24 protein-coding genes are annotated in these 25,468 nt (G+C 69.8%); 14 read left to right on the plus strand and 10 right to left on the minus strand.

What is annotated here, in order from left to right; genetic code table 11:
• The first annotated feature begins 29 nt into the window (after positions 1-29).
• The 3 genes from BM013_RS12365 (at position 30) to BM013_RS12375 (ending at position 2,705) form a co-directional block, all read left to right on the plus strand.
• Positions 30-272, plus strand: coding sequence for a hypothetical protein (locus BM013_RS12365; RefSeq protein WP_093127219.1), 243 nt, complete (start codon positions 30-32; stop codon positions 270-272).
• A 2-nt stretch (positions 273-274) separates the two neighbouring features.
• Positions 275-1,303, plus strand: coding sequence for a hypothetical protein (locus BM013_RS12370; protein ID WP_093127221.1), 1,029 nt, complete (start codon positions 275-277; stop codon positions 1,301-1,303).
• Between the two features lie 67 nt (positions 1,304-1,370).
• Entirely contained in the window at positions 1,371-2,705 is a 1,335-nt protein-coding gene (locus BM013_RS12375) for an MFS transporter (protein ID WP_093127224.1), read from the plus strand.
• 27 nt (positions 2,706-2,732) lie between these two features.
• On the opposite strand, the gene BM013_RS12380 is transcribed toward BM013_RS12375, so the two are convergent.
• Both BM013_RS12380 and BM013_RS12385 read right to left on the minus strand, forming a co-directional pair.
• Positions 2,733-3,542, minus strand: coding sequence for a hypothetical protein (locus tag BM013_RS12380; RefSeq protein WP_256221480.1), 810 nt, complete (start codon positions 3,540-3,542; stop codon positions 2,733-2,735).
• 10 nt (positions 3,543-3,552) lie between these two features.
• A complete protein-coding gene (locus BM013_RS12385; RefSeq protein ID WP_093127230.1) occupies positions 3,553-3,780 on the minus strand; it encodes a hypothetical protein in 228 nt (75 codons plus the stop codon).
• Between the two features lie 196 nt (positions 3,781-3,976).
• On the opposite strand from BM013_RS12385, the gene BM013_RS40480 reads away from it, so the two are divergent.
• Positions 3,977-4,198, plus strand: coding sequence for a hypothetical protein (locus BM013_RS40480; protein WP_143098273.1), 222 nt, complete (start codon positions 3,977-3,979; stop codon positions 4,196-4,198).
• 56 nt (positions 4,199-4,254) lie between these two features.
• Positions 4,255-4,773, plus strand: coding sequence for a fasciclin domain-containing protein (locus tag BM013_RS12390; RefSeq protein ID WP_256221497.1), 519 nt, complete (start codon positions 4,255-4,257; stop codon positions 4,771-4,773).
• Between the two features lie 47 nt (positions 4,774-4,820).
• Here BM013_RS12390 and BM013_RS12395 read toward each other — a convergent pair whose 3' ends face one another.
• Entirely contained in the window at positions 4,821-5,783 is a 963-nt protein-coding gene (locus BM013_RS12395; protein WP_093127234.1) for a LysR substrate-binding domain-containing protein, read from the minus strand.
• Between the two features lie 82 nt (positions 5,784-5,865).
• Between BM013_RS12395 and BM013_RS12400 the strand changes: the two genes are divergently transcribed.
• The 3 genes from BM013_RS12400 to BM013_RS12410 all read left to right on the plus strand — a co-directional run bounded on the left by BM013_RS12400 (position 5,866) and on the right by BM013_RS12410 (position 8,341).
• Entirely contained in the window at positions 5,866-6,216 is a 351-nt protein-coding gene (locus BM013_RS12400) for a DUF2917 domain-containing protein (protein ID WP_256219913.1), read from the plus strand.
• Between the two features lie 128 nt (positions 6,217-6,344).
• Positions 6,345-7,523, plus strand: coding sequence for an acetyl-CoA C-acetyltransferase (locus BM013_RS12405; RefSeq protein WP_093128082.1), 1,179 nt, complete (start codon positions 6,345-6,347; stop codon positions 7,521-7,523).
• A 2-nt stretch (positions 7,524-7,525) separates the two neighbouring features.
• Complete coding sequence (locus tag BM013_RS12410) at positions 7,526-8,341, plus strand: enoyl-CoA hydratase-related protein (RefSeq protein WP_093127241.1); 816 nt, start codon at positions 7,526-7,528, stop codon at positions 8,339-8,341.
• 44 nt (positions 8,342-8,385) lie between these two features.
• Here BM013_RS12410 and BM013_RS12415 read toward each other — a convergent pair whose 3' ends face one another.
• A complete protein-coding gene (locus BM013_RS12415; RefSeq protein ID WP_093127244.1) occupies positions 8,386-9,285 on the minus strand; it encodes a DUF4261 domain-containing protein in 900 nt (299 codons plus the stop codon).
• A 157-nt stretch (positions 9,286-9,442) separates the two neighbouring features.
• Between BM013_RS12415 and BM013_RS12420 the strand changes: the two genes are divergently transcribed.
• Together BM013_RS12420 and BM013_RS12425 are read left to right on the plus strand one after the other, a co-directional pair.
• Complete coding sequence (locus BM013_RS12420; protein ID WP_093127247.1) at positions 9,443-10,705, plus strand: 6-phosphofructokinase; 1,263 nt, start codon at positions 9,443-9,445, stop codon at positions 10,703-10,705.
• Positions 10,702-10,947 (plus strand): cysteine-rich CWC family protein, encoded by a 246-nt coding sequence (locus BM013_RS12425; protein ID WP_093127249.1) that lies wholly within the window; start codon positions 10,702-10,704, stop codon positions 10,945-10,947. The genes BM013_RS12420 and BM013_RS12425 overlap by 4 nt, the downstream gene beginning before the upstream one ends.
• Here the strand turns inward: BM013_RS12425 and BM013_RS12430 are convergent.
• Positions 10,938-12,290 carry a zinc-binding metallopeptidase family protein gene (locus tag BM013_RS12430; protein WP_093127251.1) on the minus strand — a complete coding sequence of 451 codons (1,353 nt, stop codon included), beginning with the start codon at positions 12,288-12,290 and terminating at the stop codon, positions 10,938-10,940. The genes BM013_RS12425 and BM013_RS12430 overlap by 10 nt on opposite strands.
• A 123-nt stretch (positions 12,291-12,413) precedes the next feature.
• On the opposite strand from BM013_RS12430, the gene BM013_RS12435 reads away from it, so the two are divergent.
• The 4 genes from BM013_RS12435 (at position 12,414) to BM013_RS12450 (ending at position 18,359) form a co-directional block, all read left to right on the plus strand.
• On the plus strand, positions 12,414-13,961 hold the full coding sequence (locus tag BM013_RS12435; RefSeq protein WP_177225469.1) for a DHA2 family efflux MFS transporter permease subunit: 1,548 nt from the start codon (positions 12,414-12,416) through the stop codon (positions 13,959-13,961).
• Between the two features lie 72 nt (positions 13,962-14,033).
• Complete coding sequence (locus BM013_RS12440) at positions 14,034-15,173, plus strand: ABC transporter substrate-binding protein (RefSeq protein ID WP_093127254.1); 1,140 nt, start codon at positions 14,034-14,036, stop codon at positions 15,171-15,173.
• A gap of 75 nt (positions 15,174-15,248) precedes the next feature.
• Positions 15,249-16,016, plus strand: coding sequence for a class II glutamine amidotransferase (locus BM013_RS12445; RefSeq protein ID WP_093127256.1), 768 nt, complete (start codon positions 15,249-15,251; stop codon positions 16,014-16,016).
• Positions 16,017-16,136: 120 nt separating this feature from the next.
• Entirely contained in the window at positions 16,137-18,359 is a 2,223-nt protein-coding gene (locus BM013_RS12450) for a TonB-dependent receptor (RefSeq protein ID WP_093127258.1), read from the plus strand.
• Between the two features lie 23 nt (positions 18,360-18,382).
• Here the strand turns inward: BM013_RS12450 and gshB are convergent, their stop codons facing one another.
• The 5 genes from gshB to BM013_RS12475 all read right to left on the minus strand — a co-directional run bounded on the left by gshB (position 18,383) and on the right by BM013_RS12475 (position 25,304).
• Positions 18,383-19,336 (minus strand): glutathione synthase, encoded by a 954-nt coding sequence (gene gshB / locus BM013_RS12455; RefSeq protein WP_093127261.1) that lies wholly within the window; start codon positions 19,334-19,336, stop codon positions 18,383-18,385.
• Entirely contained in the window at positions 19,336-20,628 is a 1,293-nt protein-coding gene (locus BM013_RS12460; RefSeq protein WP_093127264.1) for a benzoate/H(+) symporter BenE family transporter, read from the minus strand. Before BM013_RS12460 ends, gshB begins: the two co-directional genes overlap by 1 nt.
• A gap of 74 nt (positions 20,629-20,702) precedes the next feature.
• On the minus strand, positions 20,703-23,204 hold the full coding sequence (locus BM013_RS12465; protein ID WP_218153655.1) for a branched-chain amino acid ABC transporter ATP-binding protein/permease: 2,502 nt from the start codon (positions 23,202-23,204) through the stop codon (positions 20,703-20,705).
• Positions 23,201-24,076, minus strand: a complete 876-nt coding sequence (locus BM013_RS12470) for a branched-chain amino acid ABC transporter permease (RefSeq protein WP_093127266.1) — start codon at positions 24,074-24,076, stop codon at positions 23,201-23,203. Before BM013_RS12470 ends, BM013_RS12465 begins: the two co-directional genes overlap by 4 nt.
• Positions 24,077-24,107: 31 nt before the next feature.
• Positions 24,108-25,304 carry an ABC transporter substrate-binding protein gene (locus BM013_RS12475; protein ID WP_093127268.1) on the minus strand — a complete coding sequence of 399 codons (1,197 nt, stop codon included), beginning with the start codon at positions 25,302-25,304 and terminating at the stop codon, positions 24,108-24,110.
• Positions 25,305-25,468 lie beyond the last annotated feature (164 nt).

Raw genomic sequence — 25,468 nt, forward strand, 5'->3', positions numbered from 1 at the left:
CGCGTGAGCCAGGACCGTCGCACACCGCAATGAAATCGACCACCTTGATCCTTGCAGGAACGGCGCTGGGCGCCGTCATCGGGTTTCTCATGGGCGCGGGCCCGCGTGTTGCCGGTAGCGGTGCGGTCATCGGCGGACTCGCCGCACCGGTCCATGCGTCGATGGGCGCGGGCGTCGGCCTGCTGTGCGGCGCGGTGGCCGCGATGCTCCGGTCGGCCGTGCGGGAAGCATCGCCCACCGACGCGCCCCACCCACCAGACCCGAGGCCTTAGCCATGGACCCGCGCATTCAAGACGCCCTCACGCGCTGCATCCGCGCGATCGAACTCGACGATGCGATCGGCTACCACCCCAGCGACGAACAGCGGGCGCAACTCGATGCGCTGGCCGCACAGGTGCAGCCGCTGATCGATGCCCTTGCCGGCGAACCGTACACAGGCAGGGGCCTGGGCTGCGGCTACCTGGGGCACCGCGGCTACCGCACGCCGTGGGCCGACATGATGAAGCGGCTGCGCGGAAACCGCAGCGGCCACGGCCTGGGCTGGATGGAGCGCATCGAAGTGCTGTTCGACACGGCCGGCCTCGGCGCGGACGAGATGCTGGCGTGGACGCTGCAGGTGCCCGACGAGATCCTGCGCGGCCACCTGCTGCTGCACATCGCCGCGGACCTCGCCATGCAGGGCGAGATGGCACGCGTCGACCAGGACATCGCGCCGCGCCTGCGCTCCGGCATGGCGCATCGCGCGGACCGCGTGCTGCTGATGCAGCACGCGCGAAACGGCGACGCCGCGGGCTTCCTCGCGAAGCACAAGAAGGCCGACCAGCGCCCGGAGCGGCACACGCTGCTCGATGCGCGCGAGTTGCTGGTCGAGCAGGTCGCCGCGCGGCACGGGCTCGACGCGGCACTGCAGCTGTGCGACACGGCCAAGGGCTTCGGCGACAACTACCGCGCGACGGCGCTGCGCGCCTACGCCGGCACGGCGGACCTCGCCACGCTGCGCGCGTGGATCGCCACGCACCGCGGCATGTTCACCGCAGCCACGGGGCTCGAAGAAGAACTGCTGGTGCGCGCGTACGCCAAGGCCCCCCGGCCTGCCGCCGACGTGGCCGGCGACGGCAGCGATGCCTTCGACGAACTGCTGGCCAGGGTCGACGCCCTCGACAAATCGCTGCGCCATGGCGACGCTCGCTTGCGCGACGCCCTGCTGCTCGACCTCGGCATGGCCGCCGGGCCCGGGGCGCGCCGGATGCTGTGCCGCAAGAAGATCGGCAACGCCTCGCTCAAGCGCGAACTCGACGGCTAGCGGCTGCACGCTGCGCGTCGATCCATTAGCATTCAGGCCGCTCCCATCCTTCCCGGCCTCCTCTCTCATGAACCCGAACGCGGCACCCAAGCCCGCGCAGCGCAGCGGCGACACCGCGCCGCGCTCACGCACCTCCCGCTTTTTCCGCTTTTTCCGTTTCTCGCATGGGTCGGCTTCCGCCGCCGCCATGCTGGTTGCACTGGCCTCGGCCTTCGCGCTGAGCCAGGCCTTCCGCACGGTCGGCGCCATGATGGCCACGCCGCTCACCGGCTACTTCGGCCTGACGCCCCAGCAGCTCGGCATCTGGGCGGGCACCTTTCATTTCGCCTTCGGCATCATGCAGCTCGCGATGGGCGTGTCGATCGACATGTTCGGCGTGCGCCGCACGGTGCTCACCGCCTTTCCGCTCGCCGTGGCGGGCGCCGTGCTGTGCGCCATGGCACCGAACTACCACGCGCTGCTGCTGGGGCAGGCACTGATCGGCGTGGGCTGCGCGCCGGCGTTCCTGGCCTGCACGGTGTTCATCGCGCGGCACTTCGACGCCTCTCGCTTCACCGCCATGTCGGGGCTGGTGATGAGCATGGCCGGACTGGGCATCGTGTTCACCGGCACGCCGCTGGCGCTGCTGATCGAAGCCGCCTCGTGGCGCGCCGGCTATGCGGTGCTGGCTGGCTTCGCGGTGCTCTCGTGGCTGGTCATCTTCTGGCGCGTGCGCGAGCCCGCGCGCGCGGTCGATCCTGAAAGCGCGCAGGCTGCACCGGCCGAGCGCCAGTCGCTGCGCAAGGCCGTGCGCGAGTTGCTGCCGCTGTTCGCGATGCCGCACACGCTGGGCCTGATCTGCTTCGCATGCGTGTCGTACGCGGCGTTCATCACGCTGCGCGGCCTGTGGCTCGGGCCCGTGCTGCACGACCGCCATGGCCTGTCGCTGGTGTCCAGCGGCAACGTGGCGCTGGTGATGACGGTCGCCGGCATGATCAGCCCGGCGCTGTTCGGGCGCATGGACCCGGGCGGTGCGCGGCGCGCCCGCTGGATGATGGGCTGCGCACTGGCCGCCGCGCTGATGTTCGCCGCCATGGCGCTCACGCATTCGAGCGCGGTGGACATCGGCCTGCCGATTGCCTACGGCCTGCTCTCGGGCTACAGCGTGCTGCAGTACGCGTACACGAAGACCTCCTACCCGGCGGCGATGACGGGCCGCGCGATGGCGCTGCTGAACATGGCGATGTTCCTGGGCGTGTCGCTCATGCAGTGGACCACCGGCGTGGCCGCGTCGTGGGCCGTGGCGCACGGCACGGAACCGTTTCGCGCGGTCTTCCTCACCATCGCGGGCATGCTGGCCGCGGGCACCTTCGCCTTTCTGGTGCTGCCTCGGGCGCACGTGCCGGCACGTCCCGGCGCATGACCGCCGCCGTGGCGCCGGCCTCGGCCCTCAGCTGGCGAAGCGCTCCCGCACCTCCCGCACCTCCCGCACCTCCCGCACCTCCCGCTGGCTGAGCCTTCGCATGGCGGCGGCATACACGTGATCGCGTCCGTACATCTCGCGGTCGTCGGCTGAGCCGAACGCCGGCTTCTCGCAACCGCCGCGCCGTGTCACGGCACAGCGGCGCAGCACATCGTGGTAGGTCACGTCGAGCATGGTTCGCCGCAACTCGGGCAGCGCGGCGAGCGTGATCTCGAACCAGCAGCCGTCGACCCGGTGCCATTGCGTGACGTCGTCGATCACGTGAAAGACCTGCGGCGTGCCGGCCGTCCTGCTTCTGGCGAAAGCCTCGCGGCGGGCCTGCTCGCGCACCGCGCGCGCCTCGCGCGCCTCGCGCAGACGCCGGTTGGGCAGCAGGATGCCGGTGACCGGATGCACGAACAACTCGACGTGCACCGCTTCGCGCAATGGCACGCACGGGCCGTTGTTGCACCGGCGCGAGGGCACCCGCACCTCGCCATTGCGCAGCACGGCCGCGCGTTCGACGAAGTTGCCGATGTGCTCGAAGACGTGCGCCTGCACGGTGCTGCGCCGGTCGATGCCGCTGCACAGGTCCGCGTACACCTTGTCCCACGGCCGATGCACCTGCTTGTGCAGCCAGCGCTTGAGCGGCGCGAGGTTCTCGCTGAGCCACTTCGGATGGCCGTAGCCACGCTTCATGCCCAGGTGCGAGCCCCGCTCCCTGCTGTTGCGCCACTGGCGCCCGTCGCCCTGCACGCGCCAGCCGCCTCGCGGCCGCTCGACGATGACCTTGTCCATGTCCATGTCGTCACGCATCGTCGCCCCCCCTTCGCAGGCCGTGCGCTGCCTTCTGCAACGCCACCTTCTGCGCGCGCCGCTCCGCGCGGTGCGTGCGCAGGTGACGGCCTGCGCCCTGGCTGGATTCGCCGCGTGCCATTGCGGCCACCACGGGATTGCGCGGTGCCGCGCCGGGCACCGAAAAGTAAAACCGGCCCAGACGCTTGTCGTCGTCGCGGGCCCTTCGTTGAGCACTCATATGTGCGCACACTCCAGAAACAAAAAGGCCCCGGCGAATGGCTGCGCGGGGCCTTTGTCGATGGGCCTCGGCGGATGCGTGGATGCACCTCCGGCCGGGGCGGTCGGTGTGCGGGTCAGGTGTTCAGGAAACGGTTCATTGATGAGTTGAGGCGCCCGGGAGGTCGATCGTCACCAGGCGCGGTGAAAAGAAACTGTTGCTGAAAAACGAAGGGCGGATTCTGTCGAGCGCGCGTGCGATGCGCAAGCGCGGCGCGCGCGGCTGTGGCGCAAAGCCGACGCGCAACAAATCTGAAACCGGGTGCGAATCCAAACACGCGCAGGCCCCGTATTCGACTCAAGCGCAACGCGCCTCCGAGCTGTTGGCGGTTTCCACAGACACCTTCCAAGAACCATTTCTTTTCAGGAGCCTTCAATGAAAAAACTCGTGATTGCACTCGGCGTTTCGGTCCTGCTCGGCGCCTGCGCTGGCGGCATGGGCATGAGCGGCAGCGGCAGCAGCGCCATGGCGTCGAACCCGATGGTCGGCGGCGCCGCGATGTACCCGACGAAGGACATCGTCGACAACGCGGTGAATTCGAAGGACCACACGACGCTGGTCGCCGCGGTGAAGGCGGCGGGCCTGGTCGACACGCTGAAGAGCCCTGGCCCGTTCACCGTGTTCGCACCGACCAACGCGGCCTTTGCCGCGCTGCCGGCCGGCACCGTCGACACGCTGCTCAAGCCCGAGAACAAGCCCACGCTGACCAAGGTGCTCACGTACCACGTGGTGCCGGGCAAGATGGACGGCGCCGCGCTGATGAGCGCCATCAACGCAGGCGGCGGCAAGGCCACGCTGAAGACCGCCAGCGGCGGCACGCTGACCGCGACGATGAGCGGCGGCAACGTCATGGTGACCGATGCCAAGGGCGGCACGGCGATGGTGACGATCGCCAACGTGTACCAGTCGAACGGCGTGATCCACGTCGTGAACAAGGTGCTGCTGCCGGGTTGATGCGCCCGGGTTGAGCAGACAGCGGTACCTCCGGCGCGGCGGGCCTTTCAGGCTCGCTGCGCCGTTTCCATCTGCTCGGCCTCGTCGCGCAGCCATTGCGCGAACTCCAGCGCGTCGCGGTTGCCTGCGGCGCGCCTCGCGGTCTCGACGAAATAGCCGCGGCGCGACGCCGCGCCCTCGCCCAGCGGCGCCACCAGCCGCCCTTCGCGCAGCAGTTCGCGAAGCAGCGGCAGCCGCCCGATGACCACGCCCTGCCCCGCCACCGCGGCGGCCACGGCGTCGGCGTATTGCGTGAAGCGCAGCGTGCTCTTCATGCGCAGGTCGTCCAGCCCCATCACCTTGAGCCACGGCTCCCAGTCGGCCGTGGGCGCTTCGCTGTGATCGGGGTAGTCGACCGTCAGCAGCGTGAGCCTGGCCAGGTCGGCGGGCACGCGCAGGGCATGGGCCAGCGCGGGCGAGCACAGCGGCACCACCGTTTCCTCGAACAGCGCGGGGCCCACGCCCCTGGCGATCGGCATGAGCCGCACGGCGACGTCGATGCGGCTGCGCTCCAGGTCGAGCACGTCGAGCGTGGCCGACACGCGCACGTCGACCTGCGGATGGTTGCCGGTGAAGCGCGCGAGCCGCGGAATGAGCCACAGCGATGCGAAGCCCGGCGTGGTGGTGATGGCCACCTGGCGCGGCGCGGAACTCGCGCGCACGCGCGCCGTGGCGTCGCGCAACCGCTCCAGGCTGTCGGTGACGGCACGCTGCAGCACGCCGCCGGCCTCGGTGAGCGACAGCGCGCGGTGGCGGCGCTCGAACAGCAGAACGCCCAGGTGGGCCTCGAGCTGCTGGATCTGCCGGCTCACGGCGGATTGCGTGAGGTGCAGCTCGCCGGCCGCCAGCGTGAAGCTCAGCCGGCGCGCGGCCGCCTCGAAGCTGCGCAGCAGCTCGAGCGGCGGCAGCTCACCGCCGCTGCCGCCAGCTGCGCCGGGGGCGCCAAGCGCTTTCGCATTCTCTGGGTGCATGCAACGAGTTCCGAATGACCGCGTGTAAAGAGGGCGTCGGCTCACTATATTCATTCGTATCACGAATGCAATGGAGCTTGCCATGAGCACCGCCACCCTCTCTTCCTGCCCGTCTTACCCGTCCTCGGATGCCTCCCGCTTCCACGTGAGCCTGCCCACGCGCGCCGTCTTCGCCGTGCCCGACGGCGCCGGCGTGGGCATCGAGTGCCGCAGCGGTTCGGTCTGGGTCACGCTGGACCGCGATCCGCGCGACATCGTGCTGGCACCGGGCGAGCGCTTCGAAAGCACCGACCACCGGCGCGTGCTGGTGTCGGCGCTGGAAGCCTCGTGCATCACCGTGTCGGACGCGCAACCGGCTGCGATCCCGCTGGCGCGGCGCGCACGCGCGCGGTCGCCTTGGCGACTTCTGCCCCACGGGTTGTCCCCGGCTTGACCCGGCTCCATGGGCGTCGAACCATCGATGCCCATGAGCTCCCTCGCATCGCTGGCCGCCGTTGTTCGTGACGGGCGGCTTTTTTGCGTCCGGACCTCCCCGATTTCCCTTTCGTGAAGGACATGAAGATGGCAGAGGCATACATCGTGGCCGCGGCGCGCACGGCCGGCGGCCGGCGCGGCGGCAAGCTCGCGGGCTGGCACCCGGCGGACCTGGCGGCACAGGTGATCGACGCGCTGCTGGCGCGCAGCGGCATCGACCCCGCGGCGGTGGAGGACGTGATCCTCGGCTGCGTGAGCCAGGTGGGCGAACAGGCCACCAACATCGCGCGCAACGCGGTGCTGGCCTCGAAGCTGCCCGAGTCGGTGCCGGGCACCTCGGTCGACCGGCAATGCGGCTCGTCGCAGCAGGCGCTGCACTTCGCGGCGCAGGCCGTGATGTCGGGCGCCATGGACGCGGTGATCGCGGGCGGCGTCGAGAGCATGACGCGCGTGCCCATGTTCACGCCCAACGTGCTGCCGGCCAAGGCGGGCCTGGGCAGCTACATGAGCCCGGCCATGAAGGCGCGCTACCCCGGCGTGGAGTTCAGCCAGTTCACCGGCGCGGAGATGATCGCGCAGAACTACGGCATCCAGAAAGACGCGCTCGACCGCTATGCGCTCGAGAGCCACCACCGCGCCATCGCCGCGACCCGTGCGGGCGTCTTCAACGACGAGATCGTGCCCATCGACGTGCTGCTGGCCGACGGCACGCGCAGCGGCGAACAGCACACGGTGGACGAAGGCATCCGCTTCGAGGCCACGCTGGAAGGCATCGCGGGCGTGAAGCTCATCGCCGAGGGCGGACGCTGCACGGCGGCCACCGCGAGCCAGATCTGCGACGGCGCCAGCGGCGTGCTGGTGGTGAACGAGCGCGGCCTGAAGGCGCTGGGCGTGAAGCCGCTCGCGCGCATCCACCACATGAGCGTGATGGGGCACGACCCGGTCATCATGCTGGAGGCCCCGCTGCCGGCCACGCAGCGTGCGCTGAAGAAGGCCGGCATGAGCATCGGCGACATCGACCTGCACGAAGTGAACGAAGCCTTCGCGCCCGTGCCCATCGCGTGGCTGCAGGCGCTGGACGCCGACCCGGCGCGCCTGAACGTGAACGGCGGCGCCATCGCGCTGGGCCATCCGCTGGGCGCCTCGGGCACCAAGCTGATGACCACGCTGATTCATGCCCTGGGCCAGCGCGGCAAGCGCTACGGCCTGCAGACCATGTGCGAAGGCGGCGGCATGGCCAACGTGACCATCGTCGAAAGGCTCTGAAGATGACGCCGAAGACGAGCGACCAGCCCTTCGTCCTCTGCGAGCTGAACGACGGCATCGCGACACTCACGCTGAACCTGCCCGCCAAGCTCAACCCCATCGCGCGCGACCTGCAGGTCGAGTTGCGCGACACGCTGGAGCGCATCCGCGACGACCGCGCGGTGCGCGCCGTGATCCTCACGGGCGCGGGCAAGGCCTTCTGCGTGGGCGCGGACCTGAGCGCGATGTCACCGGGAGAAGAAGGCAAGTCGCTGGGCACGCAGACGGCCGAGTGGATGCAGACGCTCAGCAACCCGCTGATCGAAACGCTGCGCACGCTGCCGGTGCCGGTGGTGGCTGCCGTGAACGGCCCGGCGGCCGGCGCGGGCGTGGGCCTGGCGCTGGCGGCCGACGTGACCATCGCGGCGCGCAGCGCGTACTTCTACCTGCCCTTCCTGCCCAAGCTGGGCATCGTGCCCGACCTGGGCTGCACCTGGGCCATTCCGCGCCGCGCGGGCCGCGCGCGCGCCATGGGCATGGCGCTGCTCGACGAGCGCGTGGGCGCGGGGCGTGCCGTGCAGTGGGGCCTGATCTGGGCCTGCGTGGACGACGAGCAGCTGCTGGAGGAAGCCAGGGGCATCGCGCTGCGCCTGGCGCGCCTGCCGGCGCACGCGGTGGTCGAGGCGCGCGAAGCCTTCGAGGCCTCGGAGCGCCACACGCTGAAGGAGCAGCTGCACTACGAGAGCGAGCGCCAGCGCGAGCTGATCGACAGCCCGAGCTTCCGCGAGGGCGTGAGCGCGTTCCTGCAGAAGCGCGCGCCCGAGTTTCCGGGCCGCTGAGCGACAGGCTCGCCGGGCCGGGCTTGCATGGCCCGGGCGCCGTCTCAGTGGGGCCGCTGCCCGATCTCGTCGGCGCCGATCATCTCGGCCACCATCACCGTGCCGGGGCCGTCGAGAAAGTACTCGGTCTCGGCCGGCGCGCGCAGCCGCATGAAGCGGTCCTCGCCCACCTGCATGGTGTGGCCCGCCCCCATTTCCGCACCGCTGTCGACCAGGTAGCGCAGGACGTTGCCGAACAGCTGGAAGTAGGTCTGGCCCTCGTGGTGGCCCTCGGCCAGCACGGCGAAGTCGGGATGGCCGAAGCGGTCGGCGCCATGGGTGCGCATCCACACGCCCTGGACGCCTTCGACCTCGTACTTGACGAATCCGCAGTACAGCGCGGGCAGGTCGAGCTCGCGCAGCAGCTCGATGCTGTCGCCCCCGTTTCCGGCGTCGGCGTCGAACACGGCCGCCGGCATCGAGGTGCGGGCCGCCTCGTTCACCACCGCCAGTGCCCCGAGGCGGGCCAGCGCGCCGGCCACGGTGGCCAGCGCGACGTACTGCTCGAGCACCGAGGCTTCGCGCCCGGCGTAGTAGAGGATCACGTGGCCGCGGTGGGCGCGCACCTGCGCCTTGAGTTCCTGCGGGTAGTGCGCCGGTGCGACGCAGGCCTCGAGCGCGTCGGCCGGCATCGGCGCATCGAAGCCGACCAGCCGCACCACGTGCTTTCGCCAGCCCACCAGCGCGATGAAGGCGCCCGGGTCGGGCGAGACCTCGCAACGCGCGTCGCCGGTCGACCGGTGGTAGGCGCGCAGCGCCTGGCCGAGCGCGGCGATGTCGATCTTCTGCGCATCGGGGAACAGGACCGTCAGCGCGACGGGATCTTCCAGGTCGGGGTTGGCCACCAGCGCGCCAGCGTCGGCCGGTTCGTCCTTGCGGCCGAAGAAACGGGAAAAGATGCTCACTGAAGGACTCCTTGGATGGCTCTGCGGCGCCAGTGCACGGCGCCCAAGGAAAGGAACTGTAATCGCGGCCGAATCGCCGGCTTGGCGGTTGGCCCCGCGGTTGGCCTGACGGAGGCGATTGCGCCAGAATGGCCCTCCCCGCGCGCGAAGGAATTCCATGTCCACCCATCTCACCAATGCCTTCTACGCCCAGTCGGGCGGCGTCACCTCGGTCATCAACGCGTCGGCCTGCGGCGTGATCGAGACGGCACGCCGGCACCCGGACCGCATCGGCAAGCTCTATGCCGGGCGCAACGGCATCATCGGCGCGCTCGCCGAAGAGCTGATCGACACCGGCGCCGAATCGGCCGAGGCCATTGCGGCGCTGCGCAGCACGCCGTCGGGCGCGTTCGGCTCGTGCCGCTACAAGCTCAAGTCGCTCGAGAAGAACCGCCGCGAGTACGAACGGCTCATCGAGGTGTTCAAGGCGCACGGCATCGGCTACTTCTTCTACAACGGGGGCGGCGACTCGGCCGACACCTGCTTCAAGGTGAGCCAGCTGTCGCAGTCGATGGGCTACCCGCTGCAGGCCATCCACGTGCCCAAGACCATCGACAACGACCTGCCGCTGACCGACTGCTGCCCGGGCTTCGGCTCGGTCGCGAAGTACGTGGCGGTATCGACCATCGAGGCCTCGTTCGATGTGCGCTCGATGGCGGCCACGTCCACCAAGGTGTTCGTGCTCGAGGTGATGGGGCGGCACGCGGGCTGGATCGCGGCGGCCGGCGGCCTCGCGGCGGACCAGGGCATTCCGGTGGTGGTGCTGTTCCCGGAGATCGCGTTCGACAAGGCGCGCTTCATCGCGCGGGTCGACGAACTGGTGAAGCAGCACGGCTACTGCTCGGTGGTGGTGTCCGAAGGCTGCCACCACCCCGACGGCACCTTCCTGGCCGAGCAGGGCACGCGCGATGCGTTCGGCCATGCGCAGCTCGGCGGCGCGGCGCCGGTGGTGGCGCAGATGGTGAAGGACGCGCTGGGCCACAAGTTCCACTGGGCCGTGGCCGACTACCTGCAGCGCGCGGCGCGCCACATTGCCTCGGCCACCGACGTGAAGCAGGCCTACGAGCTGGGCCAGCGCGCGGTCGAGCTCGCACTGGAAGGCCGCAACGCGGTGATGCCGACCATCGAGCGCACGTCCGACCTGCCCTATGCCTACACCCTGGGCAGCGCGCCGCTCGAATCGGTGGCCAATGTCGAGAAGCCGATGCCGCGCGATTTCATCTCGGACGACGGCTACGGCATCACCGAGAAATGCCGGCGCTACCTGCTGCCGCTGATCGAAGGCGAGGACTATCCGGCCTACCGCGGCGGCCTGCCGGTGTACGTGACGCTGCGCAACGTGGCCGTCGCGAAGAAGCTGCCGGCCTTCGAGATCGCATGACCATGGCCACCGCGGGCCCCGGCCTGATCGACGCCACGCGCTGCCCGCTGTGCGGCGAACAGAACCGCTGTGCGATGGAGATCGAACGCGAGACCGGCCAGGCGCAGCCGCCGTGCTGGTGCATGCAGGTCGACTTCAGCAAGGCACCGCTGACGAACCTGCCGGAGTCGATGCGCGGGCTGGCGTGCATCTGCCAGCGCTGCGCAACAGGCACGACGGGCACGCCCTTGCCTCAGGACTGAACGAACCCCTGCGACTGGGATTGCGATTGCGATTGCGATTGCGATTGCGACTGGGATTGCGCCTGCGCCGGCTCTGCCGCCTGTTCGGGCACGGCTGCCGCCACCTCGCTGGCCACCACCATCGTCGGCGCATCGCCCGGCCTCTGCTGCGTGACCACCTGGTGGATGAACTGCAGCTTGCCCACCGCCGCGCGCGGCAGCACGAAGGGGTAGTAGTCGGGCTGGCCCATGCTGCGCGACAGCTCGTTGAGCACGTTGGTCAGCCGCACCCAGCCGTTGATGAAGTCCAGGAACTTGCCGGCGTCCGCATGGCCGGGCTGCCACAGGTCGTCGGGCGTGAAGAGGTCGCTGGTGAGTTCGACGTTGGTGGCGTCGACGCCGAAGCTCATCGCCGTGTCGGCCGTGTCGGCCATGTGCAGGTAGTGGGCCCAGGTCTCGGCCCAGTCCTCCCACGGGTGCGTGCTGGCGTAGCTGCTCACGAAGCGGTCGGCCCAGTCGGGCGGCGGACCCTGGTCGTAGTGGGTCTGCAGCGCGGCGGCGTAGTCGGCGCGGTCGTCGCCGAAGAGCGCGCGGAAGTCGTCGATCCACGGCGTGGGCAGCACCAGCAAGTCCCAGTAGTAGTGGCCGATCTCGTGGCGGAAGTGGCCCAGCAGCGTGCGGTAGGGCTCGCGCATCTCGGCGCGGATGCGCTCGCGCACGGCGTCCTCGGCCTCCTCGGCGTTCAGCGTGATCACGCCGTCGTCGTGGCCCGTCATCACGTGCGGGCCGCCGGGCATGTTGCTGAGGAAGTCGAAGGCCAGGCCGTGCACCGGGTCGGCATGGCGGCTCACCACCGGCAGGCCCAGCGCCAGCAGCTGCGAGATGAGGCGGCGCTTGGCCTGCTCGAGCTTGCCCCAGAACACGCCGTTGACCTCCTGCGACAGGTCGGGAATGGTGCGCGTCACGCTGCACGCGAGGCAGTAGCCCGGCGCGAGGCCGTGCACGTCGGCGGGCGGCGCCTCGCCGTCGCGCGCGGCGGGCACCATCCAGCTGCAGGCCGCGGGGGTCATGAGGTTCGCGCAGCGGCGGTAGGTGGGGCCGTTCGGGTCGCCGAACACGGTGAAGGTGTCGGGCTGCGCGCCGCCGCCTTCGGCCGGTGCGAGCGGCATCACGCCCAGGCGGTCGATCACGTAGCCCAGCGGCGTGTGGCAGGCCAGGCACTGGCTGTTGCGCAGGAACACCGGGCGCCCGCACTGGCAGCGGTAGGACCGCGTGACCGTCGGCGCGGCCAGTTCCGTGGCGAGCGTGGGGGCGCCTTCGGGAGAGGGCGGCATGCCGGCGGGGTCGTTCACGGGTGAGTTCATTTGTTGTATGGGTCTTGACGCGGAGGAGACAGCCGCTGCATTGTGCGATTCGCCGCCCCGCCTTCCGCCATGCAATCGCCGATATGCTTGTAGGACGACGGACCCGAGACATTCCGCCGCCCCATGACACCCCCACAGACACCTGAAGCCGCGACCACGCCGGCCACGCCGCCCATCCCCGGCATCCCCGGCACCCCCGGCATCCCCACCATCGGCACCCTGCGCGAGCGCTACGGCGAGCGCTACCGCTGGTACCTGCTGCTCTCGGTCATGGTGGGGACAATGGCGTCGATCATGTCCTCGACCATCGTCAACGTGGCGATCCCCGGCATGAGCCACCACTTCTCGCTGGGCCAGGAGCGCGCGCAGTGGGTGAGCTCGGGCTTCATGGTGGCGATGACGGTGTCGATGCTCACCACGCCGTGGCTGCTGTCGCGCTACGGCTACCGCCGCACCTACGTGGGCACGATGCTGTTGCTGCTGGTGGGCGGCATCGTGGGCGGGCTGGCCAACAACTTCTCGCTGGTGCTGTTCGCGCGCGTGGCCGAAGGGCTGGCCGCGGGCGTGGTGCAGCCCATTCCGGCCATCATCATCCTGCGCGCCTTCGAGCCGCACGAGCAGGGACGCGCGAGCGGCATCTTCGGCATGGGCGTGGTGCTGGCGCCGGCCATCGGACCGAGCATCGGCGGGGTGCTGGTCGACCTGTTCGGCTGGCGCTCGATCTTCTTCATGGTGGTGCCGTTCTGCCTGGCCTCGATCTGGCTGGCCTACAAGTTCGTGCCCAAGACCGCGCCCGGCGGCGTGGCCGCGGTGCGCGGCAGCGGCCTCGACGCGCGCGGCCTCGCGCTGGGCACGGTGGGCACGCTGTGCCTGCTGAACGGGCTGGTCGAGCTGCGCGGCGATTCACCGCTGCAGGCCGCGCTGCTGTTGGCCGGCGCGCTGGCTTCGTTCGCCGCCTTCGTGTGGTGGCAGCGCCGGCTGGCGGCCGCGGGCGGCACGCCGCTGATGAACCTGGCGCTCTTCAAGTACCGGCAGTTCGCCATGGGCAGCGTGGTGGCCTTCATCTACGGCACGGCGCTGTTCGGCTCGACCTACCTGCTGCCGGTGTACATGCAGGTGGGGCTGCAGCTGTCGGCCTCGCACGTGGGCACCATCCTGCTGCCGGCGGGCCTGGTGCTGGCGCTGACCATCGCCGGCGTGGGCCGGCTGGCCGACAGGCACCCGACCTGGCTGCTGGTGACCATCGGCCTGGCGCTGCTGGCCGCCTCGTTCGCGCTGATGATGGTGCTGCGGCTGGACAGCGCGCTGTGGCTGCTGGTGGCCTTTGCCGTGATCGGGCGCATCGGGCTGGGCTTCATCCTGCCCTCGCTCAACCTGGGCTCGATGCGGCCGCTGGCCAAGCCGCTCATTCCGCAGGGCGCGAGCGCCATCAACTTCGTGCGCATGCTGGGCGGCGCGGCCGGCGTGAGCCTGTGCGCCATCGTGCTCGAGTGGCGGCTGGCGGCCCATGGCGACTCGCTGGCCAACCCGATGACCAGCCCGGCGCGGCTGGCCGCGTTCGACGAGGTGTTCGCGATGCTGGCGGGGCTGTGCGCCTTGGCGATCTGCGCGGCATGGCAACTGCGCCAGCAGCCGAGCACGCCGAACGGGCCGGCGCGCAACACGGGGTAAACACCGGCGGCGGAAGGCGGGGCTTTCGCATTCAATTGTTTTCAGTTGTATCTCGGCGCCCGCCCATCCCCCATGCATCGCAGAAATTTCATTGCCGCCTCGGCTGCGGCCGTGGCCAGTCTTGGCCCTCTGTCTTCCGTTCATGCCTCGGAGAGCGGTGTCAGCGACAGCGAGATCGTGCTCGGTCACACCGGCATCCTGAGCGGCCCGCTGGGCGCGCCCATCAAGGTGGTGATGGCCGGCGCGGGGCTGGCTTTCGACACCGTCAATGCACAGGGCGGGCTCGCGGGCCGCAAGATCAGGCTGGTGTCGCTCGACGACGAACTCGTGCCCGAGAAGGCCGTGGCCAACTACGAGAAGCTGCTGGGCGAGCACCGCGCCTTCGCCTTCTTCGGCTGCGTGGGCTCGGGCACCACCGCGGCGGCGGCCAAGGTGCTGAACCAGAGCGGCGCGCCGATGGTGGGCGGCTATGCCGTGTCGGATTCGGCGCGCGAGAAGGTCGCGGGCTCCGGCTACTTCGTGCGCGCCACCTTCGCGCGCGAGGCGCAGGCGCTGGTGCAGCACCTGACGACCATCGGCGTCTCGCGCATCGCGGTGGCCTACCTGGACAACCCGGGCGGCGCGGAAGTCGCCAAGCTGGTCGACACCGCGCTGACCGCGCTGCAACTCAAGCCCGCGGCCGCCGTGCCGGTGAAAGGCGACGGCTCGACCAACGAAAGCGCCGGCAAGACGCTGGCCGACAGCAAGGCGCAGGCCGTGATCATGTACCTGGGCGGCGGCATCGGCGGCGAGGTGATGAAGAGCGCCTGGGCCGCGGGCGGGCGCCAGATGTTCTACGGCATGTCGATCGTGCCGGGCGACGTCACGGCCAGGCTGGTGGGCGACAAGACCAGCGGGCTGGCCATTTCGCAGATCGTGCCGTACCCGTGGAGCGAGGTCGATGCCGGCACCAAGGAATACCGCCAGCTGGCCGAGCGCGCCAAGGTCGACATCGGCTACCTGAGCTACGAGGGCTATGTGAACGCGATGGTGATGATCGAGGCGCTGCGCCGCACCGGGCGCGACCTCACGCGCGCCAGGCTGCACGCCACGCTCAAGACCATGAAGCTGCGCGTGAGCAACATGGAGGTCGACTTCACCGGCGCGAGCAACACGGGTTCGCGCTTCATCGAGATGGTGCGGGTGACGAAGGAAGGCAAGTTCCTGCGCTGAACACCCGAGCTGAACTGCCGAGCTGAACGCCCGCGCCGAACCAGGGACGCGCCGAATCGCGTTCTAATGGCACCCATGTGCCAATTGCTAGGGATGAACTGCAACACGCCGACCGACGTGACCTTCAGCTTCACGGGGTTCGCGCAACGCGGCGGCCGCACCGACCACCATGCCGACGGATGGGGCATCGCGTTCTTCGAGGACCGCGGGCTGCGCCATTTCGTCGACCACCAGCCGGCGTGCGAATCGCCGGTGGCGGAGCTGATTCGCCGCTACCCCATTCAAAGCCGCAACGTCATCGCGCACATCCGCAAGGCGACGCAGGGCGAGGTGAACCTGCAGAACTGCCACCCCTTCGTGCGCGAGCTGTGGGGCCGCTACTGGGTGTTCGCCCACAACGGCGACCTGAAGGACTTTCGCCCGCGCCTGCACGGCAACTTCCACCCGGTGGGCAACACCGACAGCGAGCACGCCTTCTGCTGGATCATGCAGGAGCTGGCCAAGTCGCACGCCGGCGTGCCGAGCATCGAGGAGCTGACGCTCACGCTGCGCGAACTGGCGCCGCAGCTCGCGAGCCACGGCACCTTCAACTTCATGCTGTCCAACGGCCAGGCGCTGTGGGCGCATGCCTCCACCAACCTCTGGTACGTGGAGCGCCGCCACCCGTTCGTGACGGCGCAGCTGTCGGACGAAGACCTCGCCATCGACTTCGCGCAGCACACCACGCCCACCGACCGCGTGGCCGTGGTGGTGACCGCGCCGCTCACCACCAACGAGACGTGGACGCAGTTCGCGCCGGGCGAGCTGCATGTGTTCGTGGACGGGCAGTTGGCGGGGCGCTGATTGCAAACAAAAGTGCGAGCTTTTTACTGACACATTTTCGCAACAGCGCAACAAAGTATCAGTGGGCGGGTGCAAACAGATGAACAATAACGGTTCTCATTTGCATTTTTCGAACCGTCCATGCCCGCTCCTCACTTCTATCTCCGGCCGACCGTGGTCGCAACGCTGCTCGCGCTCAACGCCGTCGCAGCACTGGCACAAAGCACCGCTGCAAAGCCGGCTGTGGGCGCGGCATCGAGCGGGACGCTTTCCACGGTCACCGTCGAGGCGAGCGCTGACGCATCGGCTGAAGGCCTGACCAAACCTTTCGCTGGCGGTCAGGTGGCCCGCGGCGGACGCGTCGGGATCTTGGGCAACCAAGACATGATGGATTCGCCGTTTTCGAGCACCAGCTATACCAACGAGCTGATCCAGAACCAGCAGGCCCGCAGCGTCGGCGACGTGCTTCAGAACGACCCTTCGGTGCGGGTGGCACGCGGCTTCGGCAACTTCCAGGAGTCGTACTTCATCCGCGGCTTCGTGGTGAATTCGGACGACATCGCTTACAACGGCCTCTACGGCCTGCTGCCGCGCCAGTACATCTCATCGGAGCTGTTCGAGCGCGTCGAGGTGCTGCGCGGCGCCAGCGCCTTCCTGAACGGCGCCACGCCCACCGGCGGCGGCATCGGCGGCAACATCAACCTGCTGCCCAAGCGCGCGCCGAACGACCCGCTCACGCAAGTCAGCATCGGCACGGCCAGCGGTTCGCAAAGCTACGTGGCCACCGACATCGCGCGCCGCTTCGGCCCCGACCAGAGCCTGGGCATCCGCCTGAATGCCGCGCACCGCGACGGCGGCACGGGCGTCGATGCCGAGCAGGTCAAGCTCGACGTGGCCTCGGTGGGCTTCGACTGGCGCGGCCGCAACGCCCGCATCTCGGCAGATATCGGCCACCAGGAACACCGGCTCACTCGCACGCGCCCCAACGTCACGCTCGGCAGCGACGTCAGCTTCGTGCCTTCCGCGCCCGACAACAAAACGAACTACGCCCAGCCCTGGACCTACTCCAATGAGCGCGACACCTTCGGCTCGGTTCGCGGCGAATACGACATCACCGACAACGTGACCGCCTGGATCGCGGGCGGCGCACGCCAGAGCCACGAGGGCAACGCCCTGGCCGGCATCACGGTGACCAACAACTTCGGCGCCGGCAACATGTCGCGCTTCGAGAACCAGCGCCAAGACAGCACGCGCACCGCCGAGACCGGCGTGCGCGGCAAGTTCACGACGGGCCCCGTCAATCACACGGTCGTGGCTTCATATTCGTACTACGAGCTCAAGGAAAAGAACGCCTACCAGTGGGACTTCTTCAACAACCTGCAAAGCAGCATCTACACGCCTACGGGCTACGCCATTCCGCCGTTCACGGCGAGCGCCCTCCGCGGCAACGACCTGAACAACCCCTCGCTGCTGACGCAGACGAAGCTCAGCAGTCTGGCCATCGGCGACACGCTCTCGTTCATGAACGATCGCGCCCAGCTCACGCTCGGCGTGCGCCGCCAAAAGCTTGAGAGCACCGACTTCGCCTACGACACCGGCACGCCCACGGGCTACGAGAAGAGCCGCACCAGTCCGATGGCTGGCTTCGTGTTCAAGCTGCAGCCGCAGGTCTCGCTCTACGCCAACTACATCGAAGGCCTGAGCAAGGGCGAGACGGCACCGTCGACCTCCACAGCAGGCGCGGTGCTCAATGCCGGCGCGCAGCTCGCCCCGTATGTGTCGAAGCAGAAGGAAATCGGCGTCAAGTACGACGGCGGCACCATCGGCGGCGCGCTGGCGTTCTTCTCGACCGATAAGCCGCGCGCGCTGGTCACCAGCGCAGGCTACTACGCGGCCGAAGGCAAGGACCGCCACCAGGGCATGGAGCTCACCGCGTTCGGCGAGATCACCAAGGGCCTGCGCGTGCTGGGCGGCATTACCTTCCTGGACGCCAAGCAGCGCTCCACGGGCGACGCGACGACCGACGGCAAGAACGTGATCGGCGTGCCCAAGACTCAGGCCAGCATCGGCCTGGACTGGGACGTACCCGGCGTGCGCGGCCTGTCGCTGGACGGCCGTGTCGTGAACACTGGCCACAGCTACGCCGATGCAGCCAATAAGCTGAGCGTGCCCGGCTGGACGCGCGTGGATATCGGCGCGCGCTACGTGACCGAAGTGGCCGGCAAGCTGGTGACGCTGCGTGCGCGCATCGACAACTTGGCCAACCGCAACTACTGGGCTTCGGTGGGCGGCTACCCGAACAACGGCTACCTGGTGCTGGGGGCTCCCCGCACCTTCACGCTGTCGGCACAGCTGGACTTCTGATCGTTCCCCGGCCCTGGCTTCGCCTAGGCGCCGGCCAAATGCGCTTCCAGCGCATCGATGAACATCTTCGGCACGTCGAAGCCGGTCTGCTCGGTGATTTCCTGGAAGCAGGTCGGGCTGGTCACGTTGATCTCGGTGACCGAGTCGCCGATCACGTCGAGCCCGATCAGCAGCAGCCCGCGCGGCGCCAGCGCGCGGCCCACGGCCTCGGCGATCTCGCGGTTGCGCGCGGTGAGCGGCTGGGCCACGCCCTTGCCGCCGGCGGCCAGGTTGCCGCGCACCTCGGTGCCCTGCGGAATGCGCGCCAGCACGAAGGGCGCCGGCTCGCCCGCGATGATCAGGATGCGCTTGTCGCCCTGCACCACTTCCGGCACGAAGCGCTGAACCATGATGGTCTCGGCGCCGTCCTTGTTGAGCGTCTCGACGATGGAGCCCAGGTTCAGCGCGTCCTGCTTCACGCGGAAGATGCCCATGCCGCCCATGCCGTCGAGCGGCTTGAGGATGATGTCGCCGTGCTCCGCGTGGAAGTCGCGCACGGCCTGCGCGCTGCGCGTGACCAGCGTGGGCGTGACGAACTGCGGAAACTCCATGATCGCGAGCTTCTCGGGGTGGTCGCGCAGCGCGCGCGGCGAGTTCACCACCTGCGCGCCCTCGCGCTCGGCCTGCTGCAGCAGGTGCGTGGCGTAGATGTACTCGGCGTCGAAGGGCGGGTCCTTGCGCATCAGCACGGCGTCGAAGTCCTTCAGCGCCTTCGACTCGGCGATGTCGACCGTGTACCAGTCCTTCGCGTCGCCCGTGAGCGTGATCTGCTGCACGTTGGCCGTCACCTGACCGCCCGATTTCCACTGGATGTCCTGCGGCAGGCAGGCCGCGATGCGATGGCCGCGGCGCTGCGCCTCGCGCATCATCGAGAAGGTCGTGTCCTTGTAGATCTTGAACTGGTCGAGCGGATCGGCGACGAAGAGGATGTTTTTCATCAGGTGTTCTTTCCGGCGCCGGGAACGGCAGCCTCAGGGGTATCGGGCGCGATGTTGCCGGAAGCGGCGATGTCCTTGCCGGCAGGGGCCTTTTCAGGCTGTCTTTCCAGATGCCGCGGATGTCGCTCGCGGCCGATCTGCTGCACCGCCAGCGCCACCGCCCCGGCCACCACGCCCCAGAAGGCCGAGCCGATGCCCGCCAGCGTGACGCCCGAAAGCGTCACCAGGAAGGTGATGAGCGCCGCCTCGCGGTGCGATTCGTCGCGCACCGCGGCCGCCAGCCCGCCGCCGATGGTGCCCAGCAGCGCCAGCCCGGCGATGGCCGCGACCAGTTCCTTGGGGAACGCGGTGAGCAGGCCCGTGACGGCCGCGCCGAACAGCCCGATCACCACATAGATGGCGCCGCAGCTCACGGCCGCCGTGTAGCGCCGCGCCGGGTCTTCGTGCGCCTCGCGGCCCATGCAGATGGCCGCGGTGATGGCGCTCAGGTTCAGCGCGAAGGCGCCGAAGGGCGCCAGCACCAGCGTGGTCAGCCCGCTGATGGTGATGAGCTTGCTGACCGGCAGCTCGCCATAGCCCGCCGCGCGAATGGCCGCCACGCCCGGCAGGTTCTGCGAGGCCATGGTCACCACGAACAGCGGCAGCGCCAGGCTCACGATGGCCTGCCAGCTGAAGACCGGCATCGTGAACACCGGCCAGGTGAGCGAGAAATGCACCGCCGACCACGCCAGCTGGCCGCGCGCCGCCACGTAGACGATGGCCACCCCCAGCGTGAGCGGCACCGCGTAGCGCGGCAGCAGCCGCTTGGTGACGAGGTAGGTGCCCAGCATCAGCAGCACCAGCGGCAGCGCGGTTTGCGCCGCGATGAAGGCGCCCAGCCCGAAACGCGCCAGCACGCCCGCGAGCAGCGCGGAGGCGATGGCCATGGGAATCCTGTTCATCACGCGCTCGAACCAGCCGGTGGCGCCCGCCAGCACCATCAGCACCGCGCAGACGATGAAGGCGCCCACCGCCTCGTTCATGCTGTAGCCCATGCCGGCCACCGCCAGCACGGCCGCGCCGGGCGTGCTCCAGGCGATCATCACGGGCTTGCGCCACCACAGCGAGGGCAGCGCCGACGCCAGCCCCATGCCGATGCCCAGCGCCCACATCCACGAGGCCGCCATCTCCGGCGTGGCGCCGAAGGCCTGGGCGGCCTGGAACACGATGGCCACCGAACTCGTGAAACCCACGAGCACGGCGACGAAGCCCGCGGTGAAAGCCGAGAGGCTCAGATCCTTGAAAAAACGCATCGCGCGATTGTGCCGGGAGGCCGGCACAGCCGCATCGGGCGGCTTCAGGGGCTCAATCAGCGCTCAATCGGCGCTCAGCCGGCGCCCAGGTAAGCCTTGGCCAAGGCACCGTCCGCGGCGATTTCGGCCGCGCTGCCCTGCGCCACGATGCGCCCGCCTTCCATCACATAGGCGCGGTCGCACAGCGCCAGCGCCAGCGCCGCCATCTGGTCGACCAGCAGCACGGTGAGGCCTTCGGTGCGCAGCGCGTCGAGCGCCTCGAACAGCTCCGCGATGATCTTCGGCGCCAGCCCCAGCGAGGGCTCGTCGAGCAGCAGCACGCGCGGCCGAGACATCAGCCCGCGCGCAATGGCCAGCATCTGCTGCTCGCCGCCCGACAGCAGCCCCGCGCGCTGGTGCAGCCGCTCGCGCAGGCGCGGGAAGCGCCCGAGCATCGCCTCGGTGCGCGCGTCGATGTCGCGGCCGTCGAGGAACGCGCCCAGGCGGATGTTGTCGCGCACGCTGAGCTCGGGGAACACCTGGCGTCCTTCGGGCACCAGCACCAGCCCGCGCGCCACGATGCGTTCGGCCGGCAGGCCCGCGAGCTCGGTGCCTTCGAGGTGGATGCCGCCCTGCACCGGCCGGTGCAGCCCGGCCAGCGAGCGCATCAGCGTCGACTTGCCCGCGCCGTTGGCACCCAGCAGCGCCACCAGTTCGCCGCGCCGCACGCGCAGGTCGATGCCGTGCAGCACCGGCTCGGCACCGTAGCCCGCCACCAGCGCGCCGATGCCGAGCACCTCGGGCGCGTCCGCCGCCAAGGCGGGGCGCGGGGCCTTGGTGGACGCGCCGGCCGTCAGCGCTTCGCCCAGGTAGGCCTTGCGCACCGCCGGGTCGGCCTGGATCGCGGCGACGTCGCCCACGGCCAGCCGTTGCCCCGCGTCGAGCACCACGAGGTGGTTGGAGATGCCCATGACCAGCTCCATGTCGTGCTCGACCAGCAGCACGCCGATGCCAGCCGCCGCGATGCGCTGCAGCAGCGCAGCGAGCTGCGTCTTGTCTTCGCGCGAGAGGCCGGCCGCGGGCTCGTCGAGCAGCAGGGCCTGCGGCGACGTGGCCAGCGCGCGTGCGATCTCCACGAGCCGGCGGTCGACGTGCGCGAGGTCCGCCGCCGGCGTGTCGGGCGAACCGGCATAGCCGCAGAAGGCCAGCAGCTGCCGCGCCTGCGCGCGCGCTGCGCCCGAGCGGTAGCGCCGCGCGCCGAGCAGCGGCCCGAGCGTGCCGCGCCCCAGCGCAAGCGCCACGTTGTCTTCCACGCTCAGGCTGCCGAAGAGCTGCGAGGTCTGGTAGGTGCGCGCCACGCCGGCGCGCGCGATGCGAAAGGCGCGCAGCCCCTGCAGCGGCGCCTCGCCCAGCCGGAAGCCGCCGCCCGTGGGCCTGTAGAAGCCGCTCAGCATGTTCAGCACGGTCGTCTTGCCCGCGCCGTTCGGCCCGATCAGGCTGGTGATGCCGCCCGCGTGCGTGCCGAAGGCCAGGTCGCTCACGGCGCGCACGCCGCCGAACTGCATCGTGAGGCCGTCGGTTCGGATCGGTGCGCCGGCCTGGCGCGACGGCAGGCCGGTGCCGTCGGCTTGCAGCGGCACCGCCGGCGGACGCTTCGCGAACCGCGCCGTCACGCGCCGCCACAACCCTGCGGCACCGTCCGGTGCCGCCCACAGCACGACCAGCAGCAGCAGGCCGAAGAACAGCAGCCGGTATTCCTCCAGGCTCGCCAGCACCTCGGGCAGCAACGCCACCACCAGCGCGCCCACCACCGGCCCGGCGACCGAGCCGGCGCCGCCGATCATCACGACCAGCACGAACAGGATCGATTGCCCGAAGCCGAAGGTGTGCGGCGTGACGAAGCCCGACAGCGGCGCGAACAGCCCGCCCGCCGCGCCCGCGCACAGCGCCGACAGCGCGAAGGCCACCGTCTTGATGCGCAGCGGGTCGAGCCCGACCGACTCGGCCGCCGTCTCGCTGTCGCGCACCGCGCGCATCGCCGCGCCCCAGCCGCCGCGCGACAGCAGCGCGAAGGCCACGAGCGCCACGCCGGCCGTGAGCACCGCCAGCATCGCCGCGGCGCGCTCGCCCTGCGCCAGGCCGAAGAGCGACGGGCCGGCGATGCCCATGATGCCGTTCTGCCCGCCCGTGAGGTCGCGCGCCTCGACGATGGCGTGCTCCACGATGAAGCCGAAGGCGATGGTGATCATCGCGAGGTAAGGCCCCTTCGCGCGCAATGCAGGCAGCGCCAGCAAGGCGCCCATCGCGCCCGCGATGAGCGCGCCCACCGGCCATGCGGCCCAGAAGCTCCAGCCGGCCTTGCTCGTGAGGATGGCGACCGCGTACGCGCCGATCGCATAGAAGCCCACGTGCCCGAACGACATCTGCCCCGTGAGGCCGAGCAGCACATTGAGCCCGATGCCCACGATCGCGAACAGCGCGACGTTGGCGAGCACGAAGACGTAGTAGCCGTTGACCGTGGCCGCGAGCGCCACGCCCGCCGCCATGGTCAGCACGAGCCCGATCAGCGCGGGCCAGCGCATGCCGGCGGCGCTCATACCTTCTTCACCGCCGCGCGGCCGAAGAGCCCTTGCGGCCGCAGCGCCAGCACCACGATCACCAGGCCGAAGGTCAGTATCTGCGTGTAGCCCGAGCCCAGCGTGGCGGTGATGAGCGCCTCGGCCAGGCCGAACAGCAGCCCCGCGCCCATCACGCCCCACGCGCTGGTGATGCCGCCCAGGATGGCGACCGCGAAGGCCTTCAGGCCGAACAGCGTGCCCATGTCGGCCTGCACGTTGAACAGCGGCGCGATCAGCACGCCCGCCACGCCCGCGAACACGGCCGACAGCGCAAAGGCCGCGGCCACCGCGCGCCGGATCGGAATGCCCATGAGCCGCGCGGCCGCCGGGTTCTGCACCACGGCCAGCATGCCCACGCCCCAGCGCGTGCGCCGCGCCACCACGTGCAGCGCGGCAGCCAGTGCCAGCCCCGCCACCGGAATCAGCAACTGCAGCGGGTACACGCCCAGCCCCACGTCGCCGACCTGCAGCGGCGTGACCGCCAGCGGCGACGGCAGGCTGCGCGGCTCCTTGCCGAAGGTGAACATCACGAGGTTGTCGACCACGATGCCGAGCGCCACCGTGGCCATGAGCCAGGCCTCGGAGCCTCGGCTCGCGAACGGGCGCACCGCCACGAACTCGACCACCAGTCCGTACACGCCGCACAGCGCGAGCGCCACCGCGATGGCCAGCGGCATCGGCCAGCCCAGCGTCCGCGCGAGCCAGAAGGTGAAGACCGCGCCCAGCATCATCGCGCTGCCCTGCGCGAAGTTGACGGTGCCCGAAACGGCGTAGGTGACGTAGAAGCCCAGGGCGATCAGCCCGTACATGCTCCCCAGCCCCAACCCGCTGATCCATGCGGAAAGCAGCATTGCGCGCGGTCCTCTTCTTTCTCTTTCTTGTTTACTTCGACGCGACCATGCCCACGGGCAGGATGCGGTTGTCGATGAACTGCGCCCACACGTAGTCGCTGGCGGTCACGGCGTCGTGCACCGCGGGCGAGAAGGGCTTGTCGTAGGTCTTGATGAGGCCTTCGTACCTGCCGATCTTGTAGAAGCCCTGGCGCACCGCGTCGCCGTCGGTGGAGCCCGCGGCGGCGATGGCCAGCGCGGCCAACTGCATGCCGTCGTAGGCGTTGGCCACGCCCACGGCGGGCGTGATGTCGTCCGGGCCCTTGATGGCCGGGTACTTGGCCTTGAGCGCGGCGATCACCCGCTCGCCCACCGGCGACTGCTTGCCGAAGAAGCTGTAGGTCTGCACGAAGTGCACGCTCTTGCCGTTGGGGCCGGCCAGCTCGGTGAAGCGGCCGCCCGCCGGGCCCCAGTGCGACACGATGGGCACCTGCCAGCCCATGCGGTCGAGCGACTTCACCACCTGCGCCGACGGCCCGACGTTGCCGACCATGAAGAGCATGTCGGCGCCCGCGGCCTTCAGGCGCGTGAGCTGCGGCACCACGTCGACGTCGTTGCCGTCGAACTTCTCCACGCCCACGGCCTTCAGGCCCTTGGCGGCGAGCGCGGCGTGCAGGCCCTTCTCGTTCGATTCGCCCCACGGGTTGTTCACCAGGATCATGCCGAACTTGCTCGACTTGAACGTCTTCTGCGCGTAGTCGAGCATGCCCACGTTGACGATCTCGTCGACCGCCGATACGCGGAAGGCGTAGTTGGGGTTGGCGCCGTTCTTGGTGATGGGCGTGCCCGCGGCCCAGGGGCCCATGAAGGGCGTCCTCTCCTGGTTGGCAACGGGCACGATGGCCATCGACACCGGCGTGTCGAGCCCGCCGAACAGCACGGCCACCTTCTCCTTGAAGATCAGTTCGCGCGCGGCCACCACGCCCTTGGCGGGGTTGGCCTCGTCGTCGCGGCGCACCAGCTCGAGCTTGCGCCCGCCCAGCAGGCCGCCCTTGGCGTTGATCTCGTCGATGGCCACCGCGAGGCCGCGCGTGATGGCTTCGCCGGCCAGCGCCGACTGGCCCGACAGCGCCGTGACCAGGCCGATCTTGATGGGCTCGGCGGCGAACGAGGCGCCGTGCGAAAGGCAGGCGGCGGCAACGGCTGCAAGGCACAGCGTGCGGCGGTGGAAGCGAAGCGGGTGGGTCATTGACGGGCTCCTGGTTCGAAAGAAAGAGGGAAAGACGGTGGAGGGACAGTGGAGGGACAGCGGCGACGCACCCATCGAGGTGCATCGGAATGCGCCGAAGCGACCGACTCGAACCGGATGCAAGCGGCATGCCAAGTTAACAATTTGAATTAGAAATTGTCGAC

The organism is Variovorax sp. OK605 (assembly GCF_900115445.1).
Lineage (GTDB): Bacteria > Pseudomonadota > Gammaproteobacteria > Burkholderiales > Burkholderiaceae_C > Variovorax.